The organism is Sinorhizobium sp. 8-89 (assembly GCF_030124325.1).
In the GTDB taxonomy this organism is placed as follows: Bacteria; Pseudomonadota; Alphaproteobacteria; order Rhizobiales; family Rhizobiaceae; genus Sinorhizobium.
The window spans coordinates 98,525-110,793 of sequence record NZ_JASKLR010000013.1 but is presented as its reverse complement, the minus strand read 5'-3'; the positions used below and the strand labels follow the sequence as shown (position 1 = coordinate 110,793).

Genomic DNA, 12,269 nt, shown 5'->3' with positions numbered 1-12,269 from the left:
TCAGAGATCGCGATCGGTGTCGCCGATTGGCCGAGGTGCCGCGCCTGTCGGGGGCTGGACCCGAATATTGTTCTGCACATGCGTAACGCCTGAAACGTCGTCGGCACAATCTTCGGCCCGGCGCTTGGCCCACTTGGAATCGACGAAACCGCTGAGTTGCACCTCGCCATTCAACACGGAGACCTCGATGTTGGAGGCGTCGAGCGCGCCGTCGTCGCTGAGCCGGTCGCTCACGTCTTCTTGGATACGATTGTCGGAACGGGTGTAACCCTTGGGCCCTTTGCCGCGATACTGATCCATCTCGCGGCGCCACTCGGCCTCCTCGTCGCCGAACCAGGAGGCGACTTCGTCTCTCGCTCGATCAACGAACCCGCGTTGCCGCCTCTCTTGCGAAGGCGCTCCGTGGTCGCGGTAAGGGCGTTGCCCGCTATACCCGTAGCCGGAGCCATAATAGTCGCTAAACGCCCCTTCGCGGTTCCACCGGTCATAGCCCTCGTCCATGCCGCGATAACGCTCCGAGCGGCGGGGTTCGGGATCCGGAAAATACATGGAGTTTTCGTACTCCGCTCCGCGTGGAGCTTCGCCGAAGCGCTCGCGCGCGCGTCGCCGCTCGCGCTCATAATCGTCGGGTGCGCCATACCGATCCCGCTCCCTTTCGTGGGACCGGCCAAAGTCCTTCTTTCTCGCCATCGGTTCCTCCTTGCGCTCGTTCCTCGTGCCAATGCGATCCCAACGGCTGAGGGGCGGATCGGTTCCAGGTTTCCACGGTGGGTCGATCCGCAGTCGTTCTCAAGAGGCCCGACCTCATCCAGGCCTTGGACCGCGATCGGCAGGCGAGGGAGACGCGCTGCGGCCCGGCGGTGCGGATGACGTGTGGAACATTCACGGTCGACCGGGATTTTTCATCGAACCCGAGGCCGGGGCTCAGACCTCATTCAGGAAGGGGCCCGCATTCAGGAATGGAGCGAAAAAATGCCGAATCCGCGCCAACCGGACCCAAAACCACCGTCACCGCAGCCACCACCGCCCTGGAACCCCGAACCGCCGATCGAGGAACCGGATCCCGAGCGCCTTCCCGACGAAGTGCCGATCCCCAATCCGGACGAAAATCCGGAGCCTCCCAAACATTTCCAAGCGCGCGGAAACGGGTGGAACAATTGAGCGGTCGCACCGTTTGAGTTCTGCCATCGACAGAGTTCAGCGGCGAGGAAGAAGGGACATGGACAACAACGATAGGGAAGAACTTATCCGGCGGAGAGCCTATGCGATCTGGGAAAAGGAAGGTCGCCCCGAGGGTCAGGATCAGAGGCACTGGGAACAGGCGTCGCGGGAGATGCAGCGCGATGAAAACCGGTCGAGTACCGGCGAAAAGCAGGATCTCGAAACGGAGGGAACAACGCACGCGACCTCAACGCCGGCGTCGCCCCCATCCGAGGGCAAGACCCGAAAAGCCGAATCGACGGGGCAATAGCCGCGCACGAAAACCGCGGGCGGAACGCCTGGTCGGTAGCAATTAAGAATTCACAAGGAGCAAGACCATGCACGTATCGGAAATCATGACCAGAGACGTTCATCTTGTCAGCCCGAACGAGACCATCGCCGAGGTCGCAAGGCAAATGGCCGAGAACGATATCGGCTTTCTGCCCGTGGGCGACCACGATCGCCTGGTCGGCATGATAACGGACAGGGACATCGTTGTTAGGGGCGTCGCAGACGGCCTCGATCTCCAGTCGAAAATAGGAGACATCATGACCACCGATGTCAAATACTGCTTCGAAGATGAGGAAGTGGACGACGTTGCGCGCAACATGGGCGATGTCCAGGTTCGACGTCTGCCTGTAGTCAACCGCGACAAGCGATTGGTCGGCGTTGTATCGCTCGCCGATGCTGCCCGCGAGCAGCCCGCGGTTGCCGGCACCGGCCTTAAAGGCGTGACGGTTCCCGGCGGCGCTCACAACCAGTCCGAACCAAGCGGCTAAAACACACGCGATCGCGTCCGGCCCATCCTTCGGTAGGATCAGTCCGCTTCGGCCGCAGTCAAAGCGCAAGGCGGAACAAAAGGCATGCCTTGCGCTTTCTTGCAACGAAGGAGTCCGGAGATGCCAGCGAAGCACTACAGCAACGGCGACGGCGCAGACCCGCGTCGAGCGCAACCAGGCTCGCATGCGGGCAGATCGCCGAGAACAGGAAAGCCCAAAGAGTCCCGGAAGGAAGAGGCCTGGAAGGCGGCGGAACTTGGTCTGCCTGAGGCGGAAGACCAAGCCCCGCCCAGCGGACACGTCGCCGATGCCGGCGACGCCGTTGGCTGGACGCCAAGCACGTCTGATCAGGAGGCCGCCCGGGCAGATCCGCCGCAGCCGCGACCGCGCGACTATGGCGAAACCATACGCACGGCGGTGAGATACGTGCCGGGACACCAACCTCGCGGCGGCCACGTGACGGCCGAGAGTGATGCGCAACAGGATGACGATGGCACCGGCGGAGAAGCGTGGAACCGCGCTCTTGGCGGCAACACCAATGCCGGCATGATCCGCTTTCTCGGAGCGATTGCGCTCTTTATCCTGATATTCGCGTCCCTGTTCTGGCTCTTCGCCGCTTGATCGGCACCCCAGGATTTCTCAAGCCGACCCGGTTCGGGTTCGGCATGCTTCAGTGTTCACCCCTCGAAACGGATGAAGTGCGGAGACCACGTCAACACAGCCGGTGCCAAGGCCGTGGCGGCTTCTATATGGCAACCAGGAAGTAGGAGCCGGCACATCTCCAATGACGCCTCGTGCCACTCGTTCTCATCGAACGGAACATAATTGACGCTTGCCGGTTCCGGGGGTGTTGAAATCCGTGCGGCGCTGTAAGGCCGCCCGAAGGAGAAGAAAGATGCCTGCAAAATCAAAAGCACAGCAAATGGCTGCAGGTGCCGCGCTTGCCGCCAAGCGGGGCGAAAAGAAGAAGAGCGAGCTCAAGGAGGCTTCGAAGAGCATGGAAAAATCCATGACCGAGAAGGAACTCGAGGAAATGGCATCGACCAAGCGAAAGGGCAAGAAGGAACACGTTTCGAAGTCTTGAGATGCGACAGGATACCGGTCGGCGCGAGCCGAGAGTTGCAGCACTGACGCGTTGAGCGCTTTGGCGATCCGCCAAACTCCACTGCACCGAGGCCCCCCAAGGGAATGCGCCTCGAGGGGTATATATTTGCGCCAAACGGTGATCGATTCTAATGGGTTACGGCGTCTGCGGACAAAAACCGCATCAAACTTTCCCATCCGGCTCTGGCGGTTTACATGGCGAACCGGGCACAATACGTTATCCTCGCCACGACGAAGGACAGGCGGATGAGCGAAACCAGAGCACCTGAGGGTGCGGACGTAGACAAGGCCATTGACGAGCGGATCGCGTCGCTCATGGCGAAGATACAGAAGGAGGCTGTGCCGGAGCGGCTGCTGGAGCTTGCTCGCCAACTGCAGGAAGCGTTGAATGCGCGCATGCGCTGAGCGGGTTCATTCCAGCTGCGGTTAGTTCAACGGATTTCCATGCATTTGAACCATCAATTCTTCGCGGGCGCGGCTGAGCCTGCTTTTGATGGTGCCGATCGCGCAATCACATATGTCGGCCGCTTCCTTGTAGCTCATGCCGAAACCGGCGACGAGGACAAGGACCTCGCGGTGCTCGGGGGTCAGGGACGCCAAAGCGTTGCGGAGCTCGCCATTCAGGACCGACCATTCCTGCGGCGGCGCCATCGGGATCGGCAACTCCGCGCAATTGGTGTTCCCAGGGCTCTCGCGCGTTCGGATCTTGTACTGCGTCCGGAAAGCGTTGCGCATGATCGTGAACAGCCAGGACTTCAGGCTGGTGCCCGGTTCAAATTGGTCGATACTTCTCAGTGCCCGAAACAGGGTTTCCTGGATGAGATCATCCGCCTCGAAGGGTACCGATGTGAACGTCCGGGCGAACGCCCGCAGAGCAGGAATCAGATCGACGACCTGCTCCTCTACGTGATGCGATTGGTGAAGCACATGAATGCCGGTGGCAGGCATATCGAATACCGCCCTTTTGCACGAACAGAACATAGGTAACGTCGAACAATGCCTGGCTGGCCTTTTGGTTCCCTCGCGCCGTGGATGATATTTAGGGGCCGGTTTGGACGCCCCGTTGCCGGGCTGCGTGATTCTTAAAAGTACAGCCGGCCGTCTCTCCGTGGCTCTCGTGCCGCCGCAGATCCGGCAGTGGTATTGCAGATCTCTAAAATGCCTCTGTTTGGTGCGATCCTTCGACTGGCTGGGGCAGATGCCTGCTTTCCTTCGTGAAGGTTGGCCCCAGGCGGGCGTGTGCCCGCCAAAGGAGGATACGCAATGGACAAGCTTCCAAGAGTCATCGCCGCGTCGCTGCTTGGGCTCGCATCCGCGACTGTCTCGCCGCTCATCTCGGCGAGTGTGGATAGCGATTCAAGCAATGCCTACGCTGACAACGGCGTCATTCTCATACCGGGAGGAACGCGAGACAGCAGCAACGACGGCAGTGGTCGTGAGGACAGTACCGGTGGAGGCGGCGGCGGCCCTGAGGACGGTACGGGCGGCGGTGGTGGCCCAGAGGATACTGGCAGTGGAGTTGGAGGGGACGACAGCGGCGGCACATCGGGCAGCGGGGGAGGTTGAGGACAGCCAGTTCTAACCTGATGTGACTGCCCTAAGGGGGTCTAAAGAGGTCCTTCTCGTCGATGGACCTCTTTTTGCGCCGTTCGTCGATCGAACGCGGGGTGACGAGGTATCGTTTACAACCGGCTCCAGAGACGCTCTGGCTTTGCACAGGCGCAGGGCTGTCTCGGCGGCCGCGCGCCGCGAAGCAAGACACAACCGGAGAGGTCACGACCTGGACCGAGCACGATCGGACCGGGAACCATTTGCGTTGCCGCTGGTTTGGGAGGTCCTTACGGAAGGAGTATATCATGAATAAATTTGCCATGATGATTACGGCTCTCCTGCTCTCGGTCGGTTCGTCGGCGATTGCCCAGACAACGGTCGTGTTGCCCGGCGAGGTCAGGACCTATGTGATGGAACAGAATACGCCGTCTATTCAATATGAGGGCGAGATCGTCGTTGGACAGCCGGTGCCCGAAGTGGTGGAGGTATACCCGATTCCTGACCAGCCTGATTACGGCTACGCAGTCGTCAACGAAAAGCGGGTCATTGTGAACCCGAAGACGAAGACCGTCGTGCAGGTTCTTGAATAACGGGATCGCCGAACGGGCGGCCGCCAGCGCGAAAGATCGGAAAGCGGAGCATGGAAAACATCGAGTTTCGGCTGGCCGCCTACCGCGAAATCCTGGTGGCTGTCCTTTCGGCATTGGCGAAAAATGACGATGCCTGGCTGGTGATCAATCGCATCCTGGAAGAAGAACTGATCGTGCAGGATCATGAGGAAGATCCGGGAATTGTGCCGTCCGAAGCCTTTGCGCGACAGAACGCGGTGACGGCAGAAATTTCATCCATTCTCCAGGACGCCAGCGCACGCGCGGCGGCGGAGCCTGCCGCCGCCGTGCCAAAAAACGATCGTTGAGAAGACGAAATAGCCTGCCACGCGCGGGAACCGCTCTCTTCGTGGTGCGTTAAGGATGCAACGCGGCTTAGCCCGCGCGCGTTCCATACCAGCAGAAGGAGAGCATCGTGCGGCAACGATCGAAGAAGAAGCGTCAGAGATTCCAGCGGCCGCCTGAGAACCCGAACCCGAAGAAGACGCGAAGAAATACGTGGCAACCTCAGGTCATCGTTCCCTATCGCGTAGATCTCACACTCAAGAAGTCGGCAGATGAGGAAGTCAGGGTGCCCGCATCCATCAATGGCAGGAGTCTCATCAATGGCCGCCCATGAGGACAAAGCGATACGCGTGCGGGACGTGATGTCCAGACTGGTCTTCACAGTTTCACCGAGCGACACGGCGCAGTCGGTTGCGCGGTTGATGGAAGAGGCAGGCGTTGGTGCCCTGCCAGTCGAGGCCCCAGGCGTCGGAACGATCCTGGGGATCGTGACGGACCGAGACATCCTTACCTCGGTCGTTGCCCAGGGACTGTCGACATCGACGGCCGTGTTCGAGTTCATGACGGTTTCGGCCGAATCCTGCGAGGAGGATGACAGCATCCTGCTGGCCGCGCAAAAGATGCATGATTACAAAATACGTCGCCTTGTCGTCGTTGATGAAAAAAAGCGCGCAGCCGGCATCGTTTCGCTGGCAGATATCACGCGGGCGAGCCCGGAACTCGGCGGCCTCGTACTGGGTGGAATAAGCCGCCAGGCATCCCAATCCCCTCCGCTTGAAGGAGTTTCCTAATGCCAACTCTGACGCAGGATCGCCTGTGGCGCGAAGCAGTCATCCTGGAGGCGCCGAGCCGCGTCCTGCGGGTGCAAAGCACGCGCGACGCCTTCCTATGCCTCAAGAACCACTGGCCGCTCGCGGAGGGTGAGGCAAAAAGCGAGGCATTGGCTGTATGCGACCGCGTGATCGAGGGAGCTGACGAACCCGATGCGGCGCGGGCCGCATTCATCAAGGCGGCTGAGGAAGCACAATTCCGCGTCAATAGCTGGAGCGGTTCCTGATATTTTGGCTTGTGCCGGCGCAGTGCCGGCAAATTAGCATATGCGACCGGATCGCGTTGGGTCGATCCAGAATCATGCGACCCGCATTCGGAAGTGTGGCGATTTCGAATGCGCGCAACTGTTTCGAACGTTTCCCTACGCCGTTATCAGAGGAATGGCTTGCCTCCGGTCACCGCGATCGTCGCGCCGGATACGTAGCTCGACATCGGATCCGCCAGCATCACGAAGGTCGATGCCAGTTCCACCGGCTGGCCGGGGCGCTTCATCGGTACCTGCTTGCCGAAATTCACGACCGAATCCTCCGGAAGGGTGGAAGGGATCAGCGGCGTCCAGATTGGCCCCGGAGCCACGACATTCGCGCGTATGCCCCGCTCTGCCAGCAGCTGTGCAAGCCCGGCCGTGAAGTTGTGGAGCGCACCCTTGGTGGTGGCATAGGCAAGCAGGGTCGGATTGGGGCTGTCGGCATTGATTGAGGCAGTATTTATGATCGCACTGCCTTCACGCATATGCGGTACCGCCGCCTTGGTCAGGTAGAAAATCGCATGGATGTTGACCTTGAAGGTCAGTTCCCATTCCTCGTCGGTTATGTCCTCGATCGCCTTGAATGCCGCCTGGTGAGCAGCGTTGTTGACGAGAATATCTATACCGCCGAGCTGCTCGACTGCCGTATCGACGATGCGCCGGCAGTGATCGGAGGACTGGATGTCGCCCGCTACCAGCACGGCCTTGCGCCCGGCTTCTTCGACAAGCGCCTTCGTCGCTTGCGCGTCCTCATGCTCGCTCAGATAGGAGATCAGAACGTCCGCGCCCTCTCTCGCATAGGCGATCGCCACGGCCCTGCCGATGCCGCTATCGCCGCCAGTTATGATCGCCTTTTTTCCCTTCAGCCGGCCGGAACCCTTGTAGGAATTCTCCCCATGATCAGGCAATGGCTCCATTCGATCCGTCGTTCCGGGCATGGCCTGAGGTTGCCGCGCAAAGGGAGGGTGAGGAAAGGTGTCCATTTCCGAAGACTCCGTATTGAATAAGGGGGCATTCGCAGTTCCGCCTGCGTGTTGTGTGGGCGTCTAACCGAGGGCCGGACGCTTTTGTTCCGGACGTATTCCGCTCGCGGGTGTCCCGTGTATCGTCGGAACCGATTACAGCCGGAGGCGTTTCCTCACTCTCGGGACGATTGGCAATGAAACCGCGCACGATTCTCACAGGGATTGTCTTTCTGACGGCAGCGGCTCTCGCTTTGCTGATCTATGATGCCGCCGATCGCAACCCTGCCGAGCAAGACGGCACGCGCCTTCCCGCCACGACCGATTGATCGCTTGAGGATCGCCGAGAGGTTTCGGTCGGGGAACTTCCCGTCGGGCCTGGCGTTGACCCATCAGGAACGCTCAGGAGGAAATGATGAAAGACACCGAAAAGCGGAGCAAGAGCGTCGCCGGCGATACCGCCGGACAGAGACCCATCGAGAAGGACAGTGATTTGCATCCGCGCGCGAAGAAGCAGCCCGTCGAGCCGGACGATCTCGCAAACCATCGCGCCATGCGGGAAGCCGCGCGCTTGAAGAGAGACGATTATCTCGTGGAGTCCGATCTCGAGGAAGCGGACCAACGCTATCCGACCCCGGGCATGAAAGACCAGGAATAAGGAGTAGAACGATGGCAGCGCCGAAATCGCTGAAAGCCGGCTTCACCGGCAGGCCGGCGGAACCCGATCTGAAAACGAGGGCTCAGGATGCCGCGCGCTACGTCCGCGACGAAGCGGCGGTCGTTGCCGGGACCGCGCGCGAGCACCCGGCGGCGCTCAGCAGCACCTTGCTCGTGGTCGCGACCCTTGCATTTGTCGCGGGCTTTGTCATGGGCGGTACGTCTGCCGCTCCTGCGCGAAGCCAGCGGTTCTGGTCGTGGTGATATAGGCTCCCCAAGCTTTTGTTGACCGACCGGGAACAAATTGCCGCGCTTCCGGTTTATTTGTCGGACCGCGTGGAAAAAGTCCCCTCTCCGCAAGCCCCTACGGATCCGCGCGATCCCAAACGACAGTGCAGATCGGGCTCCATCGATTCGATGGGGCCCTTTTTCTTGGACAAGCTACTGCGGGCAACGCGGGAGCGATGATGTTGAAAACCGGGAACGATTTGCAGCCGCTGTGGTTTCGTCACCGAACATAAACGTGGAGAGCAATGATGAAAACGCCGAAACCGGGTGCGCCCGGCACAACGGAACAATCGCCGCGCTGGGAAGGGCCGAAGGAGACGAAGCCGAGGGGCTATCTTCCCGCCAAGGATAATCCCGAGCGGGACAGGGATGCGGTCGGGGAAAACCTGAAGGATCCTCATCGCGGCAAGCTGTCGGACGCCGGCAAGACCAAGGGCGATTAGAGCAGTTTCAGGAAAAGCATTGGCGGATATCTCGCGTCGAGCACGGCAGCGTGCCACGCGCTAGTGGCCTCATTCCTTTGCTCGCTCAGCGGCGTGAAAACACCACGTCATTATACCAAGCAATTAGTATTGACTAATCAATTAGCGTACGCTATTGCTTTCCCCATGACCGAAGCCACTCCCATCAACGCCGTCATGCGCGCCCTTGCCGATCCCACCCGGCGGGCCGTGTTTGAGCAGGTCGTCAACTCCGGCGAGATCACCGTCGTGGACCTGACGCGAGGGAGCGGCGTGACGCAGGGGGCTGTTTCTCAACACCTCAAAGCCCTGAAGCAGGCCGGCCTGGTCGCCGAGCGCCCCGAAGGCCGAAAAGTCTATTACCGCGCCCAGCCGGACGGCCTCGCGCCGCTGGTCGACTGGATGAGCCATTACGGCGTCTTCTGGCGCGAACGTTTTGCAGATCTCAGAACATTGCTGAAGGAAATTGATCCATGAACGACGCCGTATTGAAACTCGACGTGCAAGACATAGTGGTCGACGAGGTTTTCCCGCATGCGCCGGAGACGATCTGGAAGACGCTGACCACGGCCAATTTGATGGGCCGATGGCTGATGATGCCGGCCGGCTTCGAGCCCGTGGAAGGCAAGCGCTTCACCTATCAGACCACGCCCGCCGGCGCGTGGGACGGCACCATTCACTGCCAGGTGCTGGAGGTGAAGCCGAACGAACGTTTGGCCTATGCCTGGAGAGGCGGGGATGAGGGAAACGTCGGATACGGCTCACCGCTCGACACCGTGGTCACGTTCATCCTTTCCAAGGGCGAAAACGGCACGCGCCTCCGCCTCGTCCATTCCGGCTTCGTCCTGCCGAAGAACGACACCGCGTTCAGGAAGATGGGCGAAGGCTGGAAGAAGGTAGTCCAGAACATTGGCGCTATCGCCGGCGGGAAGGACTGACGCGACGGAAATCGCCGTGGCCAATGCAACGCTTTATTGGGAGAGACACGTGAGCAAGCCTTATACCGGCGGCTGCGCCTGCGGCGCGATCCGCTATGAAATCTCGGCCGAGCCGATCGCGATGAACGACTGCCAGTGCCGCCATTGCCAGACCACGAGCGGCACCGGGCACGGATCCTATCTGACCTTCCCGAGCAGGGAGGCGGTGAAGCTCGAGGGCGAAGCGACGCATTGGGACATGGTCAGCGATAGCGGGAACGTGAAGACGCGCGGCTTCTGCCCCGCCTGCGGGTCGCCTGTCTATCTGACCTTCTCGGACACGCCGGACTTCTTCACCATTCACGCCGCAAGCCTCGACGATCCAGGCCGATACGAGCCGCAGATGGTGACGTACACGGTGCGCGGTCATGCCTGGGACCGGCTCGATCCGGCCGTGCAGAAATTCGAGAAGATGCCGCCGGCGTAATCCTCTGCCTCCGAACAGCGAGTCCTGCGCCTAGATCATTCTAACTGTTTCGTTGAACGATGAGAATGATCTGGCGCTACCACCTATCTCAGCAGGCCTTGGCCCCCATCGATCCAGATTGGGCTGCCTGTCACGTGCCGAGCGTTATCCGAAACCAGAAACCGGATGACTTCCGCAACGTCCTCACTGCGGCCGGGCTTGCCGCCGGTAATCGGAACTTGGCCGTCCGGCCACTCGACCGCTATCGCCGTCTCCTCTTCATGGCGCAGACTGGTGTTTTCTTCGATTTCGGTTTCGATCTCTCCCGGGCAGACGGCATTGACGCGAATGTGGTGCTTGGCCAATTCGAGGGCGAGTTGCTGGACAATCGCCACCTGCGCCGCCTTGGTGGCGGTATATGCGGTTGCACCAGGTGTGGTGAACGTCCGCGTACCGTTGATCGATGACACGACGACGATCGAGCCGCCGCCGTTTTCCTTGAGATAGGGAACCGTCATATGCAGGGTCAGATAGGTGCCGCGCAGATTGACGGCAATGGTCTTGTCCCATTCGAACGGCTTCAAGTCGTCGATCGGCGCCCAAACGCCGTTGATACCGGCATTGGCGACGACGACATCGAGATGCTCGAATTCGCGGACAAGCGTCTTGACGGCGTTGCGCATCTCGAGTTCATCCGCGATATCTGCTTCAAGCACCAGCGCTCTGCCACCAGCGGCAGCGATCTCCGAAGCGCACTGCTCCAGCTTTGAACGGGTACGGCCGAGCACGCCGACCTTCATCCCGGCCGAGGCAAGCGCAAGCGCGGTGGCGCGGCCGATGCCGGATCCCGCGCCCGTGACCAAGGCGACAGACGATCGACCCGACATGGCCTAGTGCTTCTTCCGGTGGTCGCTGGCGATTGTGGAGCTTGTGATGGAAACCGGATCGCTGGCAGGAAAAGTGTCTTCCAGCCCTTCATCGAGCTGACGCTCCATCTCGCCCGTGTCTTTGGCCGCCCGTGCGCTCCGTGCGGTCTTGATTTTATGCTCCGCGTCGGGGTCGCTCTCCAACGCATCCGTATCTGCGCGTGCGAGTTCCATCATGACGGTCTTGGCGCGTTCGACCGCATTCAACCGGTTAAGGCTCCGCGCCGCGTCGTTGCGCATCGAAACCGAAACGATCTCTCCGCCTTCGCCGACGAATTCGACTGTGAAGCCCGAGCGGCCGCCCTGTTCCGGGATGACCTGTGTTCCAACGAGATGCATACGTGACCCTCCTGCCAACTGCATTCGCTACGCAAACGGCCTTGCCGACGTTTGGTTCCAGCGACGCCTTCTGCGTGCTCGCGGCCAGTGCCGTTTTCGTTATTCGCTTTCCTCTGGCTGCCGCTCGACTGCTCGCGACATCTTCTCATGTAGGACGCGATCATCCTCACTTTTGGCATGTTCCTTCAGGATCTCGGTGATCCGCTTGAGCTCACGCTCATCAAGCTCCTCGATGCCGATAAACTTGTTCTCCGCCGAGCTCGTCAGGATGAGCTCGTCGAGCTTCGCCTGAATCGCTATGCCATCGCGGATCTGAGAGTTTTGGAGAACGAAAACCATGAGGAACGTCACGATCGTGGTCCCGGTGTTCACGACCAGCTGCCATGCTTCGGAAAAGCCGAACAGTGGCCCGGTCACGCCCCAGACGACAATCGCGGCCACCGCAAGTGTGAAGGTGACAGGCCGCCCGGAATATTCCGCCACTGCAGTCGAGAATTTGCTGAAGGCATTGATCTTTTGAGACATTTGCGACACCCGACCGTCATTCGATTCCGATAACCCTCCAGTGTGGCAAAGAGTTCCGAGCTGCTACTATGGAACGGAACGTGCCAGGACCTGGACATGCAGGATGGCTGCCTGCTGGATGCC

Annotated in this window: 23 protein-coding genes; 17 read left to right on the top strand and 6 right to left on the bottom strand. The window is 60.4% G+C overall.

Annotated elements, in window-relative coordinates; translation table 11 throughout:
• Positions 1–690 carry a BON domain-containing protein gene (locus tag QN219_RS22380; protein ID WP_284002198.1) on the bottom strand — a complete coding sequence of 230 codons (690 nt, stop codon included), beginning with the start codon at positions 688–690 and terminating at the stop codon, positions 1–3.
• Positions 691–1,219: 529 nt separating this feature from the next.
• On the opposite strand from QN219_RS22380, the gene QN219_RS22370 reads away from it, so the two are divergent.
• From QN219_RS22370 to QN219_RS22350, 5 genes are all read left to right on the top strand, one after another.
• Positions 1,220–1,471 carry a DUF2934 domain-containing protein gene (locus tag QN219_RS22370; RefSeq protein ID WP_284002194.1) on the top strand — a complete coding sequence of 84 codons (252 nt, stop codon included), beginning with the start codon at positions 1,220–1,222 and terminating at the stop codon, positions 1,469–1,471.
• Positions 1,472–1,538: 67 nt separating this feature from the next.
• Positions 1,539–1,979 carry a CBS domain-containing protein gene (locus QN219_RS22365; RefSeq protein ID WP_284002193.1) on the top strand — a complete coding sequence of 147 codons (441 nt, stop codon included), beginning with the start codon at positions 1,539–1,541 and terminating at the stop codon, positions 1,977–1,979.
• Positions 1,980–2,099: 120 nt separating this feature from the next.
• Entirely contained in the window at positions 2,100–2,600 is a 501-nt protein-coding gene (locus QN219_RS22360; RefSeq protein ID WP_284002191.1) for a hypothetical protein, read from the top strand.
• Between the two features lie 274 nt (positions 2,601–2,874).
• Positions 2,875–3,063 (top strand): DUF3008 family protein, encoded by a 189-nt coding sequence (locus tag QN219_RS22355; RefSeq protein WP_284002189.1) that lies wholly within the window; start codon positions 2,875–2,877, stop codon positions 3,061–3,063.
• A 266-nt stretch (positions 3,064–3,329) separates the two neighbouring features.
• Complete coding sequence (locus tag QN219_RS22350; protein WP_284002188.1) at positions 3,330–3,488, top strand: hypothetical protein; 159 nt, start codon at positions 3,330–3,332, stop codon at positions 3,486–3,488.
• A gap of 21 nt (positions 3,489–3,509) precedes the next feature.
• On the opposite strand, the gene QN219_RS22345 is transcribed toward QN219_RS22350, so the two are convergent.
• Positions 3,510–4,031 (bottom strand): sigma-70 family RNA polymerase sigma factor, encoded by a 522-nt coding sequence (locus QN219_RS22345; protein ID WP_284002186.1) that lies wholly within the window; start codon positions 4,029–4,031, stop codon positions 3,510–3,512.
• 415 nt (positions 4,032–4,446) lie between these two features.
• Here QN219_RS22345 and QN219_RS22340 point away from each other — a divergent pair, with 415 nt between their 5' ends.
• From QN219_RS22340 to QN219_RS22320, 5 genes are all read left to right on the top strand, one after another.
• Positions 4,447–4,665, top strand: a complete 219-nt coding sequence (locus tag QN219_RS22340) for a hypothetical protein (protein WP_284002185.1) — start codon at positions 4,447–4,449, stop codon at positions 4,663–4,665.
• Positions 4,666–4,939: 274 nt separating this feature from the next.
• A complete protein-coding gene (locus tag QN219_RS22335; protein ID WP_284002183.1) occupies positions 4,940–5,224 on the top strand; it encodes a DUF1236 domain-containing protein in 285 nt (94 codons plus the stop codon).
• A gap of 50 nt (positions 5,225–5,274) precedes the next feature.
• Positions 5,275–5,550 (top strand): hypothetical protein, encoded by a 276-nt coding sequence (locus QN219_RS22330; protein ID WP_284002182.1) that lies wholly within the window; start codon positions 5,275–5,277, stop codon positions 5,548–5,550.
• A 297-nt stretch (positions 5,551–5,847) separates the two neighbouring features.
• On the top strand, positions 5,848–6,318 hold the full coding sequence (locus tag QN219_RS22325; RefSeq protein ID WP_269286723.1) for a CBS domain-containing protein: 471 nt from the start codon (positions 5,848–5,850) through the stop codon (positions 6,316–6,318).
• Positions 6,318–6,584 carry a DUF982 domain-containing protein gene (locus QN219_RS22320; protein ID WP_284002179.1) on the top strand — a complete coding sequence of 89 codons (267 nt, stop codon included), beginning with the start codon at positions 6,318–6,320 and terminating at the stop codon, positions 6,582–6,584. Before QN219_RS22325 ends, QN219_RS22320 begins: the two co-directional genes overlap by 1 nt.
• Positions 6,585–6,730: 146 nt before the next feature.
• Here QN219_RS22320 and QN219_RS22315 read toward each other — a convergent pair whose 3' ends face one another.
• Complete coding sequence (locus QN219_RS22315) at positions 6,731–7,588, bottom strand: SDR family oxidoreductase (protein WP_284002176.1); 858 nt, start codon at positions 7,586–7,588, stop codon at positions 6,731–6,733.
• Positions 7,589–7,764: 176 nt separating this feature from the next.
• Here QN219_RS22315 and QN219_RS22310 point away from each other — a divergent pair, with 176 nt between their 5' ends.
• The 7 genes from QN219_RS22310 to QN219_RS22280 all read left to right on the top strand — a co-directional run bounded on the left by QN219_RS22310 (position 7,765) and on the right by QN219_RS22280 (position 10,377).
• Positions 7,765–7,896, top strand: coding sequence for a hypothetical protein (locus QN219_RS22310; RefSeq protein ID WP_269286728.1), 132 nt, complete (start codon positions 7,765–7,767; stop codon positions 7,894–7,896).
• Positions 7,897–7,982: 86 nt separating this feature from the next.
• Complete coding sequence (locus QN219_RS22305) at positions 7,983–8,225, top strand: hypothetical protein (RefSeq protein WP_284002175.1); 243 nt, start codon at positions 7,983–7,985, stop codon at positions 8,223–8,225.
• An 11-nt stretch (positions 8,226–8,236) separates the two neighbouring features.
• Positions 8,237–8,488 (top strand): hypothetical protein, encoded by a 252-nt coding sequence (locus tag QN219_RS22300; protein WP_173511649.1) that lies wholly within the window; start codon positions 8,237–8,239, stop codon positions 8,486–8,488.
• Between the two features lie 272 nt (positions 8,489–8,760).
• Positions 8,761–8,955 (top strand): hypothetical protein, encoded by a 195-nt coding sequence (locus tag QN219_RS22295; RefSeq protein ID WP_173511648.1) that lies wholly within the window; start codon positions 8,761–8,763, stop codon positions 8,953–8,955.
• 165 nt (positions 8,956–9,120) lie between these two features.
• Entirely contained in the window at positions 9,121–9,450 is a 330-nt protein-coding gene (locus QN219_RS22290; RefSeq protein WP_284002174.1) for a metalloregulator ArsR/SmtB family transcription factor, read from the top strand.
• Positions 9,447–9,911 carry an SRPBCC domain-containing protein gene (locus tag QN219_RS22285; RefSeq protein WP_284002172.1) on the top strand — a complete coding sequence of 155 codons (465 nt, stop codon included), beginning with the start codon at positions 9,447–9,449 and terminating at the stop codon, positions 9,909–9,911. Before QN219_RS22290 ends, QN219_RS22285 begins: the two co-directional genes overlap by 4 nt.
• Positions 9,912–9,960: 49 nt before the next feature.
• Positions 9,961–10,377, top strand: coding sequence for a GFA family protein (locus QN219_RS22280; protein WP_284002170.1), 417 nt, complete (start codon positions 9,961–9,963; stop codon positions 10,375–10,377).
• Between the two features lie 83 nt (positions 10,378–10,460).
• Here QN219_RS22280 and QN219_RS22275 read toward each other — a convergent pair whose 3' ends face one another.
• The 3 genes from QN219_RS22275 to QN219_RS22265 all read right to left on the bottom strand — a co-directional run bounded on the left by QN219_RS22275 (position 10,461) and on the right by QN219_RS22265 (position 12,146).
• Positions 10,461–11,243 (bottom strand): SDR family NAD(P)-dependent oxidoreductase, encoded by a 783-nt coding sequence (locus QN219_RS22275; protein ID WP_284002168.1) that lies wholly within the window; start codon positions 11,241–11,243, stop codon positions 10,461–10,463.
• A 3-nt stretch (positions 11,244–11,246) separates the two neighbouring features.
• The gene (locus QN219_RS22270) at positions 11,247–11,621 is read right to left on the bottom strand and encodes a hypothetical protein (protein ID WP_284002167.1); all 375 of its coding nucleotides are present in this window, start codon (positions 11,619–11,621) and stop codon (positions 11,247–11,249) included.
• Between the two features lie 99 nt (positions 11,622–11,720).
• Positions 11,721–12,146, bottom strand: coding sequence for a low affinity iron permease family protein (locus QN219_RS22265; protein WP_284002166.1), 426 nt, complete (start codon positions 12,144–12,146; stop codon positions 11,721–11,723).
• Between the last annotated feature and the right edge of the window lie 123 nt (positions 12,147–12,269).